The organism is Promicromonospora sp. NPDC060204 (genome assembly GCF_042728455.1).
In the GTDB taxonomy this organism is placed as follows: Bacteria; Actinomycetota; Actinomycetes; order Actinomycetales; family Cellulomonadaceae; genus Promicromonospora.
Map to the genome: position 1 here is coordinate 1 of NZ_JBHWZO010000119.1, position 18,421 is coordinate 18,421.

The window sequence follows — 18,421 nt, forward strand, 5'->3', positions numbered from 1 at the left end:
CCTGGACCCCAGAACAGCGCAAATACCCAGCACTCAGCGGTCTCTTGCTGAGCGGTGTTCCGCTCAGCCGTGTTCCGGTCAGCGCGGTTGTGGTCAGCGCGGTTCTGGTCAGCCTTCCTCGGCGGCGTCCGTCCAGGCTCGGCGGACCTGCTCGAAGCGGGTCGGCAGCGGCGGGCGCAGCGCGCCGTACCGGGCATTGGTCCGATGCACGAACCGGCGCCACGACAGCACCAGCCCCTGCCGCGTGATCGGCAGGCCGGACGCCACGGTGGTCCCGTTGTCGTGCGTGTGGTGCACCGTCAGGAGCAGCGCCCGCGGCACCGAACCCTCCAGCTCGGCCGCGAGCTCCTCGCGCACCACCATCCAGTGCTTGAGCAGCACCACGAGGTCGGCCGGCAGCAGGTGCCGGCGCGGCGTGCGGTGCTTGCCGTGCCGCACCAGCACGCTGCCCTCGGTCGACTTGGCGCGCGCCGGCCCCAGGTCGATGTCCTCGACCCGCACGCGCAGCAGGTCCCCGTACCGGGAGCCCGTCGCCCGCACCAGCCCCGTGATCACCGCCAGGCGCGCCGCCTCCGGCTTCGCTCCCGGCCGCATCGCCTCCGTGGACAGCTCACGCCACACCCACTCGGCCTCCTCGAGGGTCACCGGCGGTCGCGGGTACCGGCCGGGCTCCCCGGCCTGGGCTGGTGGTGACGTCGCATGGGCACTGGTCATGGGTCTGAATATACGCTTGGCACACTATTAATCAAGGGGAAGCGCTGTGGGAGAACGCTGTTCGACGACGGCTCGGCGAGAACTCTGCGACGACTCTGCGACTACCCGGTGCGTACCCTCTGACGGTGGACCTCCCCGGCACGATCGCCCGCCCCGTCGACCACGAGCTGGTCATCAAGAAGTCCCGGTTCCTGGCCCACCTCGCGCCCGCCCGCAGCGTCGCGGAGGCCGACGCCGTCATCGCCCGCCTCCGCAAGGAGCTCTGGGACGCGCGACACCACTGCGTCGCCATGGTGCTCGGCACCCGCGCCGACCAGGCCCGCTCCTCCGACGACGGCGAGCCGAGCGGCACGGCCGGCGTCCCCATGCTGGAGGTCCTGCGGCACCGCGGCCTGACCGACCTGGTCGCCGTCGTCACGCGGTACTTCGGCGGCGTGAAGCTGGGGGCGGGCGGGCTGGTGCGCGCCTACTCCGGGGCGGTCGCCGCGGCCCTGGACGAGGCCGCCGCGACCGGCGTCCTGCTGCGCCGCGAGCTGCTCCTGGAGACCGAGGTCCCGGTCCCCCACGCCGACGCCGGCCGGATCGACAACCTGCTGCGCGACTGGGCGTCCACGCACGGTTCGGTCATGGAGCCGCCGGCCTACGACGCCGTCGCGCAGCTGCGGCTGCTCGTACCGAAGGACCAGGTCGAGACCCTGGTCGCGGACGTCGCGGCCGCCTCGGCGGGCACCCTGGTCCCCGTCGTCGGCGACGCCCGCGTCGTGGACGTGCCCGTCCCGGCGTCCCCGGCGCGTCGTCCTTGACTGGTCCCGCGACGGGGTGAAGTCTCTGGGGCACCCAGCACGTGCCCGCACGCAAGGCTCGCCCCAGCAAGGCCCGCTCAAGCAAGGCCCGCACCGTGGAGGGAACGACCATGCACCGTCGCATCCGCCCGTCCGTCGCCGTCGTCGCGCTGACCGCCACCGCCGCGCTGCTCGCCGCGTGCGGCGCGCCCGCCGAGGAGCAGTCCGGGTCCATCACCTTCTGGACGCCGCAGTCCACGCCCGAACGGGTCGCCGCCCAGGAGGCGGTCGCCGAACGGTTCACGCAGGAGACCGGCATCGAGGTCGACGTCGTCCCGCTCGCCGCGGCCGACCAGGACCAGGCCCTGGTGACCGGCGCCGCCTCGGGCGAGGTGCCCGACGTGATCCTCGCGGGCGCCTCCCAGGTGACCTCCTGGCAGTCGCAGGGCCTGCTGGACACCGACGTCGTCCAGGAGACCCTCGACACCCTGGACCCCGCCACGTTCAACGAGAACGCGCTCGGCGCGGTCACCGTGCAGGACGCCGACACCGGCGAGAGCACGGTCGCCGCCGTCCCCAGCGACGGCTGGGTGCACCTCATCGCCTACCGCACCGACCTCCTCGAGGAGGCGGGCGTCGAGGTGCCCACCACGGTCGCCGAGCTGGCGCAGGCCGCCACGACCGTCAAGAAGGAGCTGGACGTCACCGGCATCGCCCTCGGCACGCAGTCCGGCACGGCGTCGGGCACGGAGGGCATCGAGTCGATCTTCCAGTCCGCGGGCTGCCAGCTCGTGTCCGACGGCGAGGTCGCCATCGACTCCCCCGAGTGCACCGAGGCCGCCGGGCTCTTCAAGGAGCTGCGCGACTCGTCGGTCGCGGGCGACTACGACGTCGAGTCGGCACGCGCCGCGTACCTGGCGGGCGACGCCGCCATGCTGCTGTTCTCGACCCACATCCTGGACGAGCTGGCGAACCTCGACGAGGCGGTGCCGCCGTCGTGCAAGGAGTGCGCCGACGACCCGGAGTTCCTCGCGAAGAGCTCGGGCTTCATCACGGTCCTGGACCCGCCGGCGGGCTCCGCTGCTGCCTCGGAGGGTGGCCCCGCCCAGTTCGGCGCCACCCTCGCCTACGCGGTCCCGGCCCACGCGAACGCCGACGAGGCCCGGCAGTACGTCGAGTTCGTGCTGGGCGAGGGCTACGCCGACACGCTCGCCGTCGCCACAGAGGGCCGCCTCCCCCTGCGGACCGGCACGCCCGAGAACCCGACCGAGTACCTGGACGCCTGGGGCGGCCTGGGCTTCGGGCCGAAGGTCGAGTCGTCGGTCGCCGAGGTCTACGGCGACGACCTGGTCACCGCCATGGGCGAGGGCATGTCCGCCGTCGCACGCTGGGGCCAGGGCACGCCGGACGCGACGCTCGCCGGCCTCGTGGCCACGCAGGGCACGCTCGCGCAGCAGCTCGACCCGCTGTACGGCGGTGCCGACCCCGCCGACGTGACCGGGCAGATGGCCGCCGACGTGACGGCGCTGCAGCAGGACCAGTGACGCCCGGTCGTCCGCCGTCGGCCCGCACGAGGATCGCCCGCCCGCGCCGGACGGCGACGGGCCGCGCCCGGCGCGAGAACCGCTCCGGCTGGCTGCTCGTCTCGCCGTCGCTGGCGGTCGTCGCGCTGGTCGTGCTGCTGCCGTTCGCGCTGGTGGTGGTGTTCGGCTTCTCGGAGATCCGGCTGGTCGACATCCCGTACCTGGGTACCGAGCCGATCGAGTGGTCGCTGGAGAACTTCCGGCGCGCGGCGGCGTCGCAGGCGTTCTGGGGCGCCCTGTGGACCACGGTCCTGTACGCGGGCCTGACGGCGGCCGGGTCGCTGGCCGTGGGCCTCGTGCTGGCCCTCGCGCTGCGCCGCCCGTTCGCCGGCCGCGGGCTCGTCCGCGCCCTGCTGCTGGTCCCGTACGTGCTGCCCGTGGTGGCCGCCGCGACCATCTGGAAGACGATGCTGAACCCGCAGTACGGCGTCGTGAACGCGTTCGGGCGGGCCTACCTGGGCTGGGACACGCCGGTGGGCTTCCTCAGCACCACCACCGCCGACGTCTGGGGCATCCCCGTGCCGGTCGCGCTGCTGGTGGTGGTGCTGTTCGACATCTGGAAGTCGGCGCCGCTCGCGTTCCTGTTCCTCACCGCCCGGCTGCAGTCGGTGCCCGGCGAGATCGAGGAGGCCGCGGCGCTCGACGGCGCGAACCGCCGCCAGAACCTGCGGTTCATCCTGCTGCCGCAGCTGCGGGCCGTGGCCCTGCTGCTCCTGCTGCTGCGGTTCATCTGGTCGTTCCAGAGCTTCGACGACGTCTACCTGCTCACCGAGGGCGCCGGGAGCACGCAGGTCATGGCCATCCAGGTCTACACCGAGCTCGTGACCAAGGCCGACATCGGCAGCGCGGCCGCGTTCGGGCTGCTCATGAGCCTGATCCTGGGCGTGCTGCTGGTGGGGTACGTGGTGCTGTCCCGCCGGACGGAGGAGTCATGAGGCCTGTCCTGAGGGAGAAGTCATGAGCGGCGTCCGCCCCACCCCCGCGGCGCGCGCCGGCCGCGCCGTCGTCGTCGCGATCGCCCTGCTGTGGTCGCTGGGCCCGGTCGCGTACGGCGTCGTCCTCTCCCTGCGCCCGTACGGGGAGGTGACCCGCGACCCGTTGGGCCTGCCGACGTCCCTGGACCTGTCCGCGTTCGCCACGGCCATGCGGGACGAGGCCGACGGCGGGTTCGGGCTGGGCCGGTTCGTGCTCAACTCCCTGGGCGTGGCCCTCGGGACCGTCGTGCTGAGCATCGTCGTCTGCGTGCTCGGCGCCTACGCCGCCGCCCGCCTGCGGTACCGGGGCCGGGCCGTCACGAACGGCATCATCCTGGCGGTCTACCTGTTCCCCGGGATCGTGCTCGCGGTGCCGAAGTTCGTGATCCTGTCCCGGCTGGGGCTGACCAGCTCCCTGGTGGGCCTGCTGATCGTGTACGTGGCGGCCACGGTGCCCGTGGCCCTGTACATGATGCGGAACTTCTTCCTGGCGCTGCCGGCCAGCGTCGAGGAGGCCGCGATCATGGACGGCTGCACGCTCGGCCAGCTCCTGGTCCGGGTGGTGCTGCCGATCGCCGTCCCGGGCGTCGTGGCGACCGCCATCTACGTGTTCATGATCGCCTGGAACGAGTACTTCTACGCCCTGCTGTTCCTGGTGCAGCACCGCGACCTCTGGACGGCGCCGCTCGGCATCGCGCAGCTCGGCGACTTCCAGGTGCCGGTCACGGTGCTGCTGGCCGGGTCGATCGCCGTGACGGTGCCCGTGGTGATCGTGTTCTTCCTCGCCCAGCGGTACATCGTGTCGGGCCTGGTCCAAGGATCCGAGAGATAAGGATCCGAGAGATGAAGAGCTGAACGATGAGGAGCCGAGAGATGAGGAGATCCCGATGACCTCAGCACTCCGCCTGGCCGTGCTCGGCGCGGGCGGCCGGGGCGCCGACGCCTACGGCCGGTGGGTGCGGGCGCACCCGGACCGGGCCCGGATCGTGGGCGTCGCCGACCCGGCGCCCGCCCGGCTGGACGCCCTGGCGGGGACGACGGCCGCCCGCTACGCCGACTGGCGCGACCTCGTCGCCGACCTCGGCCACCTGCGCCCCGACGCCGTGCTGATCGCCCTGCCGGACGCCCTCCATGTCCCCGCGGCCACCGCGGTGGCACAGGCCGGCCTGCCGATGCTGCTGGAGAAGCCCGCCGCCCCCACGCTGACCGGGCTGACCGACCTGGCGCAGGTGGTGCGCCGGACGGATGCCCGGATCGCCGTCGGGCACGTGCTGCGGTTCGCGCCCTTCTGGCGGACGGTCCGCGCCGTCGTCGCGTCCGGCACGCTGGGCGACCTCGCGACGATCGAGGTGCGCGAGAACATCGGGTTCTGGCACTTCGCGCACTCGTTCGTGCGCGGGAACTGGCGCAACGCCGCCGGGTCCAGCCCGATGGTGCTGGCCAAGACGTGCCACGACCTCGACCTGATCCGCTGGCTCGCGGGCGAGGCGCCGCAAGCGGTCTCCAGCGAGGGGTCGCTGCTGCACTTCCGTCCGGAGAACGCGCCCGCCGGCGCGCCCGAGCGCTGCACCGACGGCTGCCCCGCGGCCGCGAGCTGCCCGTTCTACGCGCCGCGGTACTACGTGGACGCCCTGCGCGACGTCACAAGCCACCCCGTCGCGATGCTCGGCGACGACCTCTCCCCCGCCGGCCGGATCGCGGCCCTGCGCCGCGGGCCGTACGGGCGCTGCGTCTACCGCTGCGACAACGACGTGGCCGACCACCAGCAGACGCTCCTGCGGTTCGCCTCCGGCCTGACCGCCACGCTCACGGCCGGCGCGTTCACCGCCGAGAACACGCGACACCTCGCGATCACCGGGACGCGCGGGCAGCTCCACGGGCACATGGGGTCGGGCGAGATCCGGGTCGACCTGTTCTCGCCGTCGGCCGGGCTGCCGGAGGCGCTGCTCTCAGAGGCCGGGGCCGAGGTGGTCTCGTCGGGCACCGTCTCGTCGGGCGGTGCCGGGCCCCTGGGGCACCCCGCGTGGACCCTCGTCGCCCGCGCCGACACCGTGGCCGCGGCCCACCGCGGGCACGCGGGTGGCGACGACGGCCTGATGGACGCGTTCTGCCGGGCCGTCGCGGACGGCACCGTGGGCACGGGCGAGCTCTCGTTCGCCACCGCGCTGGACAGTCACCTGATGGCGTTCGCGGCCGAGGAGTCGCGGACAGGCGCGGGCGTGGTGGACTTTCCGACATGGGCGAGGACAGCGCTGGGTTCGGCGGGGCCGGGTTCCGCGGGTCTGGGTTCCGCGGGGCCGGCAGCTTCGGTGGGTCCGGCGGGTCCGGCATGACGGGCCCGGCGTGGGCCGACGCCGTCCGCGGCGTCGCCGGGCGCGCGGGGATCGATCCCGGACGTGTCACGGTGGAGCTGCTGTCCGTGGATGCTTCCGGCACGTCACCGGATGAGGAGACGGCGCGCGGGGATTTGCCGAGCGACGGTCCGGCGGACATCGACTCGTCCGACGACCCACCGGCGAGCGCGGCCGACTTCCGCGCCGAGGACGGCCGCCTGACGGTCCGGGCGACCGACCCCGTCGCGGCGTCGGTCGCCCTGGGCCGGTACGCGCGCACGCACCTGGGCACGCGGCTCACGTGGTCGCGCCCGCGGGTGGGCGAGGGACACCGCCCCGACGCCCCGCGCACCGCCGTCTCGTCCCCGCACGCCGTGCGGTACTACCTGAACGTGGTGACCTTCGGGTACTCGACCCCGTTCTGGGGCTGGGACCGCTGGGAGCGGGAGATCGACTGGATGGCGCTGCACGGCGTCACGCACCCGCTGATGCTGGTGGCACACGAGGCGGTGCTCGCCGAGACCTTCCGCCGGGCCGGCCTGCCGGACGCCGAGGCCGCCGAGTGGATCGGCGGCGCCGCGCACTTCCCGTGGACGTTCATGGGCGGCATGCACTCGTTCGGCGGCCCGCTGCCCGCCCGCTGGGCAGAGCGCCGCGTCGAACTGGCCCGGCGCATCCTGGCGCGGATGCGCGAGCTGGGCATGACGCCGGTGCTGCCCGGGTTCGGCGGGCACGTGCCGCCGGCCCTCGCCGGGCAGGGACAGCCCGTCGACGAGATCGAGTGGCAGGGCTGGCACATCCCCCTGCTGCACCCGGAGTCCCCGCGCTTCCAGGAGCTGCACGCGACGTTCGCGGCGGTGCAGCGCGAGCTGCTCGGCCCCGGGACGGGGTTCTACGCGGTGGACCCATACATCGAGTCGCTCCCGCCGTCGGGCGACGTCGAGCACCTGCGGGCCGCAGGACGCGGGATGTACCGGGCCCTCGCGGAGGCGGCCCGGGCAGCCGCGGAGCCCGAACCCGTCTGGGTGCTCCAGGGCTGGCCGTTCCACTACAAGGGCGCGTTCTGGACACCGGACCGCGTGGCCGCGTACCTGCGCGACGTCCCCGCCGACAAGACGCTCGTCCTCGACCTCTGGGGCGAGCACGTGCCGCTGCACGCGGCCCTGCTCGCCGACGGCGGCCCGCTCGCCGGCCGGCCCTGGGTCTGGTGCGCGCTGCACAACTTCGGCGGCCGGCCCGCCTTGTTCGGCGACCTCGCCGGGCTCGTCCGGGACGTGCGTGACCTGCCCGACGGCGTCGCGCACCTCCGCGGCGTCGGCCTCGCCCCCGAGGCGATCGAGAACAACGAGGTCTTCTACGAGCTCGCGACGGACCTCGCCTGGGACGACGCCCCGCACTCCCCCGCAGACCTCGACGCCTGGCTGGAGAGCTTCGTGCTGACCCGGTACGGTCTGGCCCGTCCGCGCGCGGCGAGCCCTCCCGCCGAGTCAGCTCCTTGGTCCGGGACGACCCCTCTCTCGAGGCTGACGGGCGACGCGGTGCAGGAACTGTCACAGGTGGCGCTGCGCGCTTGGCACACTATTTATTCGACGCTCTACGGTCCCGGACGCACCCGATCCATACCTACGCCCGTCATCGCCCGGCCGTGGGGCGCGGGTCTGCCGTTCCCCGCGCAGCGCAGCGCCGGCGAGGCCATCTCCGGCCCGCAGCCACCCACGCCGTCGTCCAACGTGGACGCCGAGAACGACCCCGCGACCGCGACCGCCCTCCCCCGGCTGGCCGAGGCGGTCCGGGAGCTGGCCACGGTCCACCGGGCGTTGTCCGGTGAGTCCTCGGACGGAAGCACTTTCGGCAGCGGCTCGGACGGCGACTCGGGCGGCAGCAGTTCCGGCGGGCTTCCCGGCGGCACTACTTCCGGCGGGCTTCCTGGCAGCACTTCCGGCGCGCTTCTCACCGGCACCCCTGCCGGCCGGAGCACGGACGGCAACTCGCCCGGCAGCACCTCAGACGGGAACCCGGACCGCCCCGCCGCACCCCGCGACATCCTGGCCGCCGACATCGCCGAGCTCACCGGGCACGTCCTCGCACAGGGCACGCGCGTGCACGTGCGCGGCATCCTCGCGGCGGCGCGGGACGGCGACCCCGACGGGGTCCGCGACCACATGGGACGCCTGCGCGCCGACCTGCTGACCCTGGACGCTCTGGCCGCCGAACGCCCCGAGACCCGGGTGTCGACGTGGATCGACGCCGCCCGCGCCTGGGGCGACACCGCCGCCGAGCGTGACGCGATGGAACGCGAGGCGCGGAGCCTGGTCAGCGTCTGGGGCGGCCAGCACAACGGCCTGCACGACTACTCCGGCCGGCACTGGCACGGTCTGGTCCGCGACCTGTACCTGCCGCGCTGGCAGGCCTGGGCCGACTGGCTCGCCGACGCCGCCACGACAGGCCCCGTGCCGCCGGACGCCGACCCGACGGCGCTGCGCGCACGCATCGTCACCATCGAGGAAACCTGGCGGTCGACGACGTCCGACTGACGAACGGGCCCACGCCCCGCCTACCGGTTCCGCCCCTCAGGAGATCGCTAGAACGGCACGCGGTCGCTGGTACGTCAGGTGATCGGTGGATCGTCAGGTGATCGGCAACTCAGAATGCCGATCACCTGACGTTCTGCCGACCACCCGGCCGTGCCCGGCGCGCAGCCGTTCTCGTCACACAGCCACGCCCGGCGCGCAGCGGCCCAGCAGCCGCGCGTCAGTACTTCAAGCGCCTCAGAACCCCTCGGCGCCGATCGTCGCGCCGTCCGGCACCGTGCCGCCCTCGCCCGACAGCGCAGCCTTGCCCTCGGCCCGCACGTCCGACCCGAAGGTCCAGTCACCGCGGACGGTCAGGGAGTCGGCGTCGCGCAGCGACGGCGCGCCCGCGGCGAACCGCTGCGTGAAGCCGTCGATCAGCTTGTAGTGGGCCTTGTCGAGGTCCACCAGCGGCGCGGGCGCCTGGGCCTCGAGCCGGTAGTCGGCCGTCAGGGTGTAGACGTCGGAGCGCAGCACCAGCAGGTCGTTCGTGGTCTTCACCGGCAGGAACCGGGACCGCTCCACCTCGATGGCGGTCGCGCCCTCGAAGACGGCGACGGCCGCGCCCATCGCGGACTCGATCTGCACGACCTCGGGCGACGACGAGTCCGACGGGTCGACCGTCTTGTCGTTGCGGATGAGCGGCAGCTCCAGCACGCCGCCCGTGCGCTCCAGCTCCGCCGCCAGCGCCTGGAGGTCGAACCAGAGGTTGTTGGTGTGGAAGAACGGGTGGCGCGTGGCGTCCAGGGACGCGGCGACGTCGTCGGGGTGGGTCTGCGCGGTCTCGCGCTGCACGATGCGGCCGTCGGCCTTGCGGACGACGAGCTGGCCGCCCTTGACGTCGGCGGCGGTCTTGCGGCAGAGCTCGGCGGCGTAGGGGGCGCCGGAGGCGGCGAACCAGCCCGCGATGGTGGCGTCGGGGGTGGCGCCGAGGTTGTCGGAGTTGGAGACGCACATGTACCGGAACCCCGCGTCCAGGAGGGCGGTGACGACGCCGGAGGCGTGCAGCGCCGGGTAGAGGTCGCCGTGCCCGGGCGGGCACCACTCGAGGTCGGGGTCCTGCTCCCAGGTGACGGGCGTGAGGTCCGAGGCCAGCAGCTTGGGCTCGCGGTTCTGCAGGAAGTCGACGGGCAGGCCGTCCACCGCGATGTCGGCGTACCGCTCCAGGGCGGCGAGCGAGTCGTCGCGGGTGCGGAACGAGTTCATGAACAGCAGCGGGAGACGGGCCCCGGTGGCCTGCCGGGCGGCGCGGACCTGGCCGACGATGATGTCGAGGAACGTGAGCAGCTCGCCCTCGCCGTCGGGCGCCTCGCGGACGGGCAGCAGCGACTTGGCCTGGTCCATCCCCATGGACGTGCCGAGGCCGCCGTTGAGCTTGAGCATGGCGGTCTGCGCCAGGGCGGCGGCCGCGTCGTCGTCGCTGATGGTCAGCTCGGCGCGGTTGGGGATGTCGACCAGGGGGTCGACGTCGTTCTCGCGGATCAGGCCGGTCTCGCCGGACTCCAGCAGGTGGTAGAAGCGCGTGAACGTCTCGATCGCGGCGGGTGCCACGCCTGCCTGGGTCATCTTGGTGCGGGCCTGCTCGAGCCCGGTGGGGTCGGTCATGACCCCCAGGTTATTCGAAACGGGCGGGGTCGCCGGCACCTTCTCGGACGACCTGTGGATAACCGTCGGACCAGTCGACGACGGTCGTGGGCTCGGTCCCGGCGTCGCCGCCGTCGACCACGGCGTCGAGCACGTGGTCGAGCTCCTCCTTGATGGTCCAGCCGTCGGTGAGGGGCTCGGCGTGGTCCGGCAGGATCAGGGTGGACGACAGCAGGGGCTCGCCGAGCTCGCGGAGCAGCGCCTGGGTGACGGCGGAGTCGGGGATGCGCACGCCCACGGTCTTCTTCTTGGGGTGCGCGAGCCGCCGCGGCACCTCGGCGGTGGCGGGCAGGATGAACGTGTAGGGCCCGGGCGTCGCGGCCTTGATGGCGCGGAACGCGGAGTTGTCGAGCTTGACGAGCTGGCCGAGCTGGGCGAAGTCCGAGCACACCAGCGTGAAGTGGTGCTTGTCGTCGAGCCGCCGGATGCCGCGGATGCGGTCCGCGCCGTCGTGGTAGTCCATGCGACAGCCCAGCGCGTAGGAGGAGTCGGTCGGGTAGGCGATGAGGGCGTCGTCGCGCAGCATCGCGACCACCTGCGCGACCGCGCGCGGCTGAGGGTCGACGGGGTGGACGTCGAAGTAGCGGGCCATGCGGCCGAGCCTAGTCGGGGGCGGGTGCGTCGGCGCGACCCAGCGCGCGCCGCAGCTCGTCCGCGCTCGCGTTCCCACCGGTGCAGACGACGCCGACGCGGCGGCCCGCGAACCGCTCCGGATCGGCGAGGACAGCGGCGAGCGCGGCGGCCCCGGCGCCCTCGGCGACGGTGTGCGCGCCCGTGAGGTAGAGCTGCTGGGCGGTGCTGATCTGCTCGTCGGTGACGAGCACGAAGTCGGCCAGGTGCCGGCGCATGAGGGCCTGGGTGACCTCGAACCCGCAGCCGACGGCGAGACCCTCGGCGCGCGTGGTGTTGGCGCGCTCCAGGAGGGTCCCGGCGTGCCAGGAGTCGTGCGCGGCGGGCGACGCCGCGGACTGCACGCCGATCACCTCGGTGCCGGGCGCGACGGCGGACGCGACCAGGCCCGCCGCGGCGGCGCCGGACCCGCCACCGACGGGGACCACGAGCACGTCGAGGCCGGGCGCCTGCTGGAACAGCTCGAGGTAGAGGCTCCCGACGCCGGCGATGATCGCGGGCTCGTTCGCGGCGCCCACCAGCCGCGCCCCCGAGGCGGCCGCGAGCGCCGTGGCCTGCGCGCGGGCGTCGTCGAACGTGGCGCCCTGCAGCAGCACGTCGGCGCCCTGGTCGAGGACGGCCCGGAGCTTGACGGGGTTGGGGTCGTCGGGCATGACGATGGTGCAGGCGGTGCCGGTCAGGCGGGCGGCGTAGGCGACGCCCTGCGCGTGGTTGCCCGTGGAGTAGGCGACGACGCCGCGGGCCCGTTCGGCATCGGACATGGACAGCAGGAGGTTGGTGGCACCCCGGGCCTTGAAGGCTCCGGTGCGCTGCTGGTTCTCGTGCTTGACGACGACGGTGGTACCGGGGGTGGTGCCGGCGGCGCGGTCGATGTCGGGGTACTGGCCCACCGGGGTGCGGACCACGGTGCCGTCGAGGCGCGACTGGGCGGCCAGCACGTCGGCGATCGAGACGGCGGTGCGGCTCGCATCGGCGTGGGCGGCGTCTGGAGCGGGCGCGACCATCATGAATCCAGCGTGACCCGCTCATGACCCATAGGTCAAATACCTGTTACTTGGACTTTCGATCGATCGCACCTATCTTTCTGCGCTAGCCTGGTGACATGACCGCAGAGCTCGACCTCACCCGGCTGCGGGTGCTCGCGGCGGTGGCCCGTACGGGCTCCGTCACGGCCGCGGCGAAGGAGCTGCACTACGCCCAGCCGTCGGTGAGCCACCACCTGTCCCGCCTGGAGGCAGACGCCGGCATCCCCCTGCTGCAACGGCACGGCCGCGGCGTCCGCCTCACGGAGGCCGGCCGCCTGCTCGCCAACCGCGCCGAGGAGATCCTGGGCCGCGTCGAGGGCGCGCGTCGCGAGCTCGACGCCCTGGCCGGGCTGCGCGCGGGCCGCGCCCGCCTCGCCGCCTTCCCCTCCGCCCTGGCCACCCTCGTGCCGGACGCCGTCGCCCGGCTCGTGCAGGAGCACCCCGGCCTGTCCGTGGGCCTGGTCGAGCACGAGCCGCCGGACGCCGTCGCCGCGCTGCAGTCGGGCGCCGTCGACGTCGCGTTGGTGTTCGAGCACATCGACGTGCGGCACGCCCGCTCCATGGACGACCTGTCGCGGTTCGAGTCGACGACCATCCTGGAGGAGCCGGTCAACCTCGTGACGGCCGCGGACCTCGACGCCGCGCCGGGCCCCGGCGTCACCCCGGACCTCAAGGCCCTGGACGACGCCGACTGGATCGCCGGCTGCGAACGCTGCCGTGCCGACATGGTCGCCCGCTGCGCCGCCGTCGGCTTCGCGCCCCGGATCGCGTTCGAGACCGACGACTACGTGGCGGTGCAGGCGCTGGTCGCCGCCGGGGCGGGCGTGAGCCTGCTGCCGGGGCTGACGCTGCTCGCCCACCGGCACCCGGGGATCGCCTCCGCTCCCCTGCCCGGGGCGCTGCGGCGCGTCATGGCGCTCACCGTCGGCCCGCCCGCGCCGCCCGCGGAGGCCCTGATTCGGCAGCTCGTGGCCGTAGGCGCTACCGTCACGATGTGACCCGGGCAACTCGGCCGGGCCCCTCCGTCTCGCGACAACACCGTCACGCAGCCCCCCGTCTCGCGGCCCTCCGGCTCGCGACCCTCCTGCTGAGGACAGACCCGGCCCGATGCTCCTGCTGTCCACGTTCTTCTACTCGGCGGGATCCGCCGTCGCGGCGTTCCTGGCCCTGGAGGCCTACCTCGCGGTCGCCGCCGCCGACCAGACGTACCCAAGCTTCGTGCTGGCCGCCGTCGCCGCCGTCGGCCAGATCACCGGCAAGCTGCTCTGGTACTGGGCCGGCGCCGGGACCACGCGCCTGCCGTGGCTGCGCAGCAAGCTGGACTCGCCCAAGGTGGCGGCCGCGATGACGCGCTGGCGCGACCGCACCGACGGCCGCCCCGTCTACCTCGGCCTGGTGCTGTTCGCCTCGGCGTTCGCGGGGCTGCCGCCGTTCATGGTCATGTCCGTGGTCGCCGGCGTGCTGCGCGTGCGGATGTGGCTGTTCCTGAGCACCGGGCTGGTCGGGCGGTTCCTGCGCTTCTGGATCGTGCTCGAGGCCGCCGACTACGCGTGGTTCCTGTTCTGAGCTACTCCTACTTCTGAGTTCTTTCTGCAGAGGGCTCCGTCTACAGGTCGGTCGCGCCGTCCAGGGCCTCGCGCAGCAGGTCCGCGTGCCCCGCGTGCCGGCTGTACTCCTCGACCATGTGCACGAGGATCCAGCGCAGCGTGACGCGCCCGCCGTGCCCGGCGTGCCCGGCCGGGCGCGCGACCTCCTGGTCCAGGCCCTGGCTCTGGTTCTGGCTCTGGCCCAGCACCTCGTCGAGGATCCGCTCGGAGGCGGCGACGGCGCCGTCGAACAGCGCGGTCAGGCTCTCCGGGGTATCCGTCAGGGCGCTGTTCCAGTCCCAGTCGTGGTCGGCGGCCCAGTCGACCGTGTCCCACGGCGGCGCGGGATCGTTCCCCAGGAGCCGCACGGAGAACCAGAAGTCCTCGACGTAGGCGAGGTGCTTGAGCATCCCGGCGAGCGTCATGGTCGACGGCGGGTGCGGCGTGCGGAGCTGCTCCGCCGTCAGGCCCGCGCACTGGCGCCGGATCGTGGCGCGGTAGAAGTCGACGAACGAGCGCAGCATGGTGGTCTCGTCGGCGGCCAGGGGCGGGTCGGTCCGGGGGATCTCGCTGGTCCCCGGGCTGATCTCCAGGCTGGTCTCGGTGCTCGTCGCAGGGCTGGTCTCGGCGCTCATGGTGCGACCGTACCGATCGCGAGCACGTGCTGGCTCATTTCCGCGACGCCGGGCGTGGTCGACAGGGCACGGGCGAGCGTGAGCGCGGCGTCGATCAGCGCGGGCGCCCCCGGGTCGGCGAGCGGCACTCGTTCCAGCGCCCCACCGGCCGGTCCCTCGACCCCGTGGACGACGACGTCGGACAGCCCCGCCTCGGTCGCCTCTCCCGCGAGCTCCGCGGCGTCGTGGAAGTGCGCCGCGGGGAACGGGATGTCGGACGGCGCCGCGCCGTGCTCCAGGATCGCCTGCCAGGTGGGCGGCCGGAACCCCTCGTACCCGCCGCCGACCAGCGCCGCGAGGCGCGTGATCCCCGCGGCGACCACCGTGCCGCCGGGCCTGGTCACGCGCACGGCCTCCCGCAGGGCCCGCAACCGGTCGGCGCGCGACGCGAGGTGGTACAGCGGGCCTAGCAGCAGGACGGCGTCGAACACGTCGTCCGCCAGGGCCAGGCCCGGCGCGGCGAGGTCGCGGGCGTCGCCCACGCGCGCGGCGAACGTGCCGTGCTCCGCTGCCCGCGCGACCTGTTCGGCGACGGGGTCCACGAGCAGCACGTCGTAGCCGTCCGCCGCCAGCGGTGCGGCATATGCACCCCGGTGGCGCCCCCGACGTCGAGCACCCGCGCGCCCGGGGCGAGGCGCTGCCGCACCAGCTCCTGCGTCCTGCGGTGCTCGAGCGGACCCTGCGCCGAGCGGGCGGTGAGCCGGGCGTGCTCGTCCCAGCCGGTCAGGCCCGCGTAGTACTCCTGGACCCGCGCGTCGAGCGCGAGCTGATCGCCGGCGGTGCCCTGCCTGGCGTTCTCCTGGGCGTTGTCCCTGGTGTTGCTGTCGGCGCGCTCCATGGCCCGACGCTAGCGATCACCGGCGGACGAGCACCAAGTGTTTCCGGGAGGAAAAAACTGGGTGATTCGTCCGAGCCGAATCGTTACATATCCAGTACGCCCCTTTTGCTCGGAGTGTGACCGTGGCAACATTCGCAAGGTGCACCTGATCCGAGAATTCGCACCTGACGCCTACGAGTTCGCGCTGTCGTCCTGGTCGTGGATAGGAACGGGTGGCAAGACGCCACGCTTCGCCTCCTGTTTTGGCGACATGTTCCTCGAGTCGCAGGACGGGTGGTGGTTCCTCGACACGGTCGAGGGCACGCTGGAACGCCGCTGGAACTCGATGGACGACATGTTCGCCGACCTGGAGGGCGAGGACGGGCGCGCCGAGTACCTCCTCGAGGAGACGCTCAACGCGGCGCTCGACCAGGGGATGCGGCTCGGCGACGACGAGGTCTTTGCGTTTCTCCCCCCGCCCGCCGTGACAGGCACGATGTCGGTGAACTCCCTCGCCCCGCTGCGGTTCGCCATCGCCGCGAACCTCGCCGGCCGGATCCACGGCGAGCTGAACGGCGTGCAGCCGGACGCCGGAGCGTCGGCGCTGTTCGCGGCGCAGAACCAGTTCGCGCAGAACCAGGCGGCGCAGGCCTACGCGGCACAGAACCAGGCGGCACAAGACCAGGCTGCACAGTACGAGGCCGCACAGAACCAGGCCGCGTACAGCCTGGCCGGGCCGACGCCGTCGTTCGATTCGCCGAACCCGCCGGCCGACCTCTGGCAGCCCGCTGCGCAGCAGGTGAACACGGGTGCCTACCCGTCGTACCAGCCGGCCGCCGACGCCGTCGCGCAGAGCGGCGCCCAGCCCGGTGCCGGGACGGGGTACCAGACGGGCTACCAGCCGGGGTACCAGCCGACGGGGTACGAGCCGCAGTACGCGGCGGGCTCCGAGCTGGACTACGGGTCCAGCCAGCAGGCCTACGGCTCGGGCACGTACCCCACTGCGCCCGTCGCCGGGGCCGCGCAGCCCGGGTACGCCGCATCCGCGGGGACGCAGGCGGCGGCACCGACCGCCGCTCCCGCCGCGCCGGGCGCGTACGGCACCCAGGGCAGCTACAACGAGTACGACTACGAGGACAACGCGCACACGCTCGACTCGGGCCAGTTCAGCCAGTACATCGCGGACCAGTACAACACCGGCCAGATGACCGCCGTCGAGTACGACGCGTCCGCCCCGGCGCAGCGGAAGCCGCGCCAGGACGGACGCTGGTCGTACGCCTGAGTGGTCGCACGCCTGAGCGTGCCGGCTACGTCTCGTCCAGCCCCGCCACCGCGGCCAGGATGAGCACCGAGCCGACGATCCCGGCCGGGCCCAGCCGTTCGCCCAGCACGACCGCGGCCGCGACCGCCGCCGTCACGGGTTCCAGCAGGGTCGCGACGACCGCCGCGCCGCTGCGTGTGGTGCGCAGCCCGGCGTAGAACAGCCCGTACGCGAGGGCCATCGTGAACACGCCGAGATAAGCGAGGGTGCCGAGCGCGGCCGGGTCGCTCGTGACGAGCGGCCCGCCCCCTGCCAGTGCGGCCGGGACGAGGCCGACGGCGCCCGCCGTCGTCGCCACCGTGGTCAGCGCGAGCGGGTCGACGTCCGGCGCAGCCAGCAGGGTGCCGCCGAGCGCCGTCGTCGCGGCGTAGACCGAGCCCGAGGCGACGGCCAGCAGCAGGCCGAGCACCGGACGCGACCCGACGGCGTCCGCCCCGGACGCGACGCTGACCAGCACGAGGCCGGACAGCGCCGCGGAGATGACCAGCCCGAGGCGCAGTGTGGAGCGGGGGCGGGCCGCCGTCCGCCGTCGGACCCGGAGGAGGTCCACCGCGGCGAGGAGGACCGGCGCGAGGCCCAGGCTGACGACCGTGGCGACGGTGACGCCCGCGGTCGCCACGGACCCGAAGTACAGCGCCTGGTAGGCGCCCGTCCCCAGGCCCACGAGAACCGCGCGTACCGGGTGCGCGCGCACCAGGGCCGCGAGCTGCGGCCCTCGGCGCAGCACGAACGACGCCGCGACCAGGGCGAGGGCGGCGATGAGCATCCGGTACGCGCTGACCGTGAGGACGGACATCGAGGAGTGGTCCCGCAGGATCTCCAGGGCGAGGCCGCCGGTGCCCCAGAGGACGCCGGCGAGACAGACGAGCAGCAGCCCGCTTCGAGGTGATGACATGTGTGCTCCTGACCGGGGCCCGCGGGTCCCGGCATGTTCCGAGGGTCCGGAGGGCTGGCCGGAGCTCACGGCGAAGGTGCCGAGGTCCGTCAGGCGTCCGGGAGGGCAGACATCTCGGAGCACGCCGCATTTCCGGCCCGGGTAGGCCGGTCGTGGTGCCGCTCCGGTCAGACGACCGGGGGCGGCAGGACGGAACGGTTCGGAGTCACGATCGGGATGCTAGCAGCGGTTCTCTGGCGTGCAGGGCGTTGTCCACAACTTTGAATCTGAGGATGCGGCTCGCTCTGATCGAACATATATTCGATGTGTCAGTGATGCTTGGGAATGATGGGCCGGACGAGTCGACGAGGGGGCGGGGATGGACGAGATCGTGGGTGGTGGTGCTGGCCCTGGAGCTGGCTCTGTCGCGGCGGTCGAGCGGGCGCTGGAGCAGGCTGTGGGCCGAGTACCGTCCGCCCCGCCCGGGCCCGGTTCGCGCACGCGGATCGACGTGACGTCTCCGTGCATGAGCTGGACCCCGCTTCCGCTGGACGGCAGCAGGACGGCGTCCGAGGTCGTCGTCACCTGGACCGGCCACAGGGGCGCCACCCGTCAGACGACGCGTGACCCTGTCGACGAGTCGACCGGACAAAGCGACCTGTGCGAGCTGCCCGTGGGCGCAGGTCTGGTGGCCGTGCTGACCGCGGTCGAGGTGGCGGACACCGATGACGGCGACCTCTTGGACGTCGCGGCGCGGTGGCAGGACGTCATCTCCTGGGCCACCGCGATGCAGTCCCGTGCCACCGGTGAGATCGCCCGACGACGCGGCTGGACCACCGAACACACCACCGCCACCGCCGAGATCAGCGCCCGCCTCCACATCCCACAGGGCGA

At 73.4% G+C, this 18,421-nt stretch carries 16 protein-coding genes and 1 pseudogene; 10 read left to right on the plus strand and 7 right to left on the minus strand.

Features of this window, described 5'->3' with window-relative positions; translation table 11 throughout:
• Positions 1 to 108 precede the first annotated feature (108 nt).
• Positions 109 to 714, minus strand: a complete 606-nt coding sequence (locus tag ACFWEJ_RS15990) for a tyrosine-type recombinase/integrase (RefSeq protein WP_377230195.1) — start codon at positions 712 to 714, stop codon at positions 109 to 111.
• A gap of 125 nt (positions 715 to 839) precedes the next feature.
• On the opposite strand from ACFWEJ_RS15990, the gene ACFWEJ_RS15995 reads away from it, so the two are divergent.
• The 6 genes from ACFWEJ_RS15995 (at position 840) to ACFWEJ_RS16020 (ending at position 8,920) form a co-directional block, all read left to right on the plus strand.
• Complete coding sequence (locus ACFWEJ_RS15995) at positions 840 to 1,517, plus strand: IMPACT family protein (protein WP_377230196.1); 678 nt, start codon at positions 840 to 842, stop codon at positions 1,515 to 1,517.
• A gap of 110 nt (positions 1,518 to 1,627) precedes the next feature.
• Positions 1,628 to 3,040, plus strand: a complete 1,413-nt coding sequence (locus tag ACFWEJ_RS16000; RefSeq protein WP_377230197.1) for an ABC transporter substrate-binding protein — start codon at positions 1,628 to 1,630, stop codon at positions 3,038 to 3,040.
• Positions 3,037 to 4,014, plus strand: coding sequence for a carbohydrate ABC transporter permease (locus ACFWEJ_RS16005; protein WP_377230198.1), 978 nt, complete (start codon positions 3,037 to 3,039; stop codon positions 4,012 to 4,014). Before ACFWEJ_RS16000 ends, ACFWEJ_RS16005 begins: the two co-directional genes overlap by 4 nt.
• 22 nt (positions 4,015 to 4,036) lie before the next feature.
• Positions 4,037 to 4,885 (plus strand): carbohydrate ABC transporter permease, encoded by an 849-nt coding sequence (locus ACFWEJ_RS16010; RefSeq protein WP_377230199.1) that lies wholly within the window; start codon positions 4,037 to 4,039, stop codon positions 4,883 to 4,885.
• A 55-nt stretch (positions 4,886 to 4,940) separates the two neighbouring features.
• Positions 4,941 to 6,386 carry a Gfo/Idh/MocA family protein gene (locus ACFWEJ_RS16015; protein WP_377230200.1) on the plus strand — a complete coding sequence of 482 codons (1,446 nt, stop codon included), beginning with the start codon at positions 4,941 to 4,943 and terminating at the stop codon, positions 6,384 to 6,386.
• Positions 6,290 to 8,920: an alpha-N-acetylglucosaminidase TIM-barrel domain-containing protein gene (locus ACFWEJ_RS16020; protein WP_377230201.1), complete on the plus strand. Its 2,631-nt coding sequence runs from the start codon at positions 6,290 to 6,292 to the stop codon at positions 8,918 to 8,920. The genes ACFWEJ_RS16015 and ACFWEJ_RS16020 overlap by 97 nt, the downstream gene beginning before the upstream one ends.
• Positions 8,921 to 9,154: 234 nt before the next feature.
• On the opposite strand, the gene ACFWEJ_RS16025 is transcribed toward ACFWEJ_RS16020, so the two are convergent.
• The 3 genes from ACFWEJ_RS16025 to ACFWEJ_RS16035 are packed head-to-tail and all read right to left on the minus strand — an operon-like array spanning position 9,155 to position 12,237.
• Positions 9,155 to 10,561, minus strand: coding sequence for a UTP--glucose-1-phosphate uridylyltransferase (locus ACFWEJ_RS16025; RefSeq protein WP_377230202.1), 1,407 nt, complete (start codon positions 10,559 to 10,561; stop codon positions 9,155 to 9,157).
• 10 nt (positions 10,562 to 10,571) lie between these two features.
• Entirely contained in the window at positions 10,572 to 11,192 is a 621-nt protein-coding gene (locus tag ACFWEJ_RS16030) for an L-threonylcarbamoyladenylate synthase (RefSeq protein ID WP_377230203.1), read from the minus strand.
• 10 nt (positions 11,193 to 11,202) lie between these two features.
• Positions 11,203 to 12,237 carry a threonine/serine dehydratase gene (locus ACFWEJ_RS16035; protein WP_377230204.1) on the minus strand — a complete coding sequence of 345 codons (1,035 nt, stop codon included), beginning with the start codon at positions 12,235 to 12,237 and terminating at the stop codon, positions 11,203 to 11,205.
• A 95-nt stretch (positions 12,238 to 12,332) separates the two neighbouring features.
• Between ACFWEJ_RS16035 and ACFWEJ_RS16040 the strand changes: the two genes are divergently transcribed.
• Both ACFWEJ_RS16040 and ACFWEJ_RS16045 read left to right on the plus strand, forming a co-directional pair.
• Positions 12,333 to 13,253 (plus strand): LysR family transcriptional regulator, encoded by a 921-nt coding sequence (locus ACFWEJ_RS16040; protein WP_377230205.1) that lies wholly within the window; start codon positions 12,333 to 12,335, stop codon positions 13,251 to 13,253.
• A 109-nt stretch (positions 13,254 to 13,362) separates the two neighbouring features.
• On the plus strand, positions 13,363 to 13,821 hold the full coding sequence (locus tag ACFWEJ_RS16045; RefSeq protein ID WP_377230206.1) for a hypothetical protein: 459 nt from the start codon (positions 13,363 to 13,365) through the stop codon (positions 13,819 to 13,821).
• A 40-nt stretch (positions 13,822 to 13,861) separates the two neighbouring features.
• Here ACFWEJ_RS16045 and ACFWEJ_RS16050 read toward each other — a convergent pair whose 3' ends face one another.
• Together ACFWEJ_RS16050 and ACFWEJ_RS16055 are read right to left on the minus strand one after the other, a co-directional pair.
• Positions 13,862 to 14,476: a DinB family protein gene (locus ACFWEJ_RS16050; RefSeq protein ID WP_377230207.1), complete on the minus strand. Its 615-nt coding sequence runs from the start codon at positions 14,474 to 14,476 to the stop codon at positions 13,862 to 13,864.
• Entirely contained in the window at positions 14,473 to 15,057 is a 585-nt protein-coding gene (locus ACFWEJ_RS16055) for a methyltransferase domain-containing protein (RefSeq protein ID WP_377230208.1), read from the minus strand. Before ACFWEJ_RS16055 ends, ACFWEJ_RS16050 begins: the two co-directional genes overlap by 4 nt.
• 546 nt (positions 15,058 to 15,603) lie before the next feature.
• Between ACFWEJ_RS16055 and ACFWEJ_RS16060 the strand changes: the two genes are divergently transcribed.
• Positions 15,604 to 16,614 carry a hypothetical protein gene (locus tag ACFWEJ_RS16060; RefSeq protein ID WP_377230209.1) on the plus strand — a complete coding sequence of 337 codons (1,011 nt, stop codon included), beginning with the start codon at positions 15,604 to 15,606 and terminating at the stop codon, positions 16,612 to 16,614.
• A 25-nt stretch (positions 16,615 to 16,639) separates the two neighbouring features.
• Here the strand turns inward: ACFWEJ_RS16060 and ACFWEJ_RS16065 are convergent, their stop codons facing one another.
• Positions 16,640 to 17,548 carry a DMT family transporter gene (locus ACFWEJ_RS16065; RefSeq protein WP_377230210.1) on the minus strand — a complete coding sequence of 303 codons (909 nt, stop codon included), beginning with the start codon at positions 17,546 to 17,548 and terminating at the stop codon, positions 16,640 to 16,642.
• Between the two features lie 505 nt (positions 17,549 to 18,053).
• On the opposite strand from ACFWEJ_RS16065, the pseudogene ACFWEJ_RS16070 reads away from it, so the two are divergent.
• Positions 18,054 to 18,421 (plus strand): annotated as a pseudogene (locus tag ACFWEJ_RS16070) (hypothetical protein); the annotation flags it as partial.

What these genes read in the sequence shown, in the direction of transcription:
- ACFWEJ_RS15990 (WP_377230195.1), bottom strand. Translation starts at nt 714, where the DNA reads ATGACCAGTGCCCATGCGACGTCACCACCAGCCCAGGCCGGGGAGCCC.
- ACFWEJ_RS16000 (WP_377230197.1), top strand. Translation starts at nt 1,628, where the DNA reads ATGCACCGTCGCATCCGCCCGTCCGTCGCCGTCGTCGCGCTGACCGCC.
- ACFWEJ_RS16010 (WP_377230199.1), top strand. Translation starts at nt 4,037, where the DNA reads ATGAGCGGCGTCCGCCCCACCCCCGCGGCGCGCGCCGGCCGCGCCGTC.
- ACFWEJ_RS16015 (WP_377230200.1), top strand. Translation starts at nt 4,941, where the DNA reads ATGACCTCAGCACTCCGCCTGGCCGTGCTCGGCGCGGGCGGCCGGGGC.
- ACFWEJ_RS16020 (WP_377230201.1), top strand. Translation starts at nt 6,290, where the DNA reads ATGGGCGAGGACAGCGCTGGGTTCGGCGGGGCCGGGTTCCGCGGGTCT.
- ACFWEJ_RS16025 (WP_377230202.1), bottom strand. Translation starts at nt 10,561, where the DNA reads ATGACCGACCCCACCGGGCTCGAGCAGGCCCGCACCAAGATGACCCAG.
- ACFWEJ_RS16030 (WP_377230203.1), bottom strand. Translation starts at nt 11,192, where the DNA reads ATGGCCCGCTACTTCGACGTCCACCCCGTCGACCCTCAGCCGCGCGCG.
- ACFWEJ_RS16035 (WP_377230204.1), bottom strand. Translation starts at nt 12,237, where the DNA reads ATGATGGTCGCGCCCGCTCCAGACGCCGCCCACGCCGATGCGAGCCGC.
- ACFWEJ_RS16040 (WP_377230205.1), top strand. Translation starts at nt 12,333, where the DNA reads ATGACCGCAGAGCTCGACCTCACCCGGCTGCGGGTGCTCGCGGCGGTG.
- ACFWEJ_RS16045 (WP_377230206.1), top strand. Translation starts at nt 13,363, where the DNA reads ATGCTCCTGCTGTCCACGTTCTTCTACTCGGCGGGATCCGCCGTCGCG.
- ACFWEJ_RS16050 (WP_377230207.1), bottom strand. Translation starts at nt 14,476, where the DNA reads ATGAGCGCCGAGACCAGCCCTGCGACGAGCACCGAGACCAGCCTGGAG.
- ACFWEJ_RS16060 (WP_377230209.1), top strand. Translation starts at nt 15,604, where the DNA reads ATGTTCCTCGAGTCGCAGGACGGGTGGTGGTTCCTCGACACGGTCGAG.
- ACFWEJ_RS16065 (WP_377230210.1), bottom strand. Translation starts at nt 17,548, where the DNA reads ATGTCATCACCTCGAAGCGGGCTGCTGCTCGTCTGTCTCGCCGGCGTC.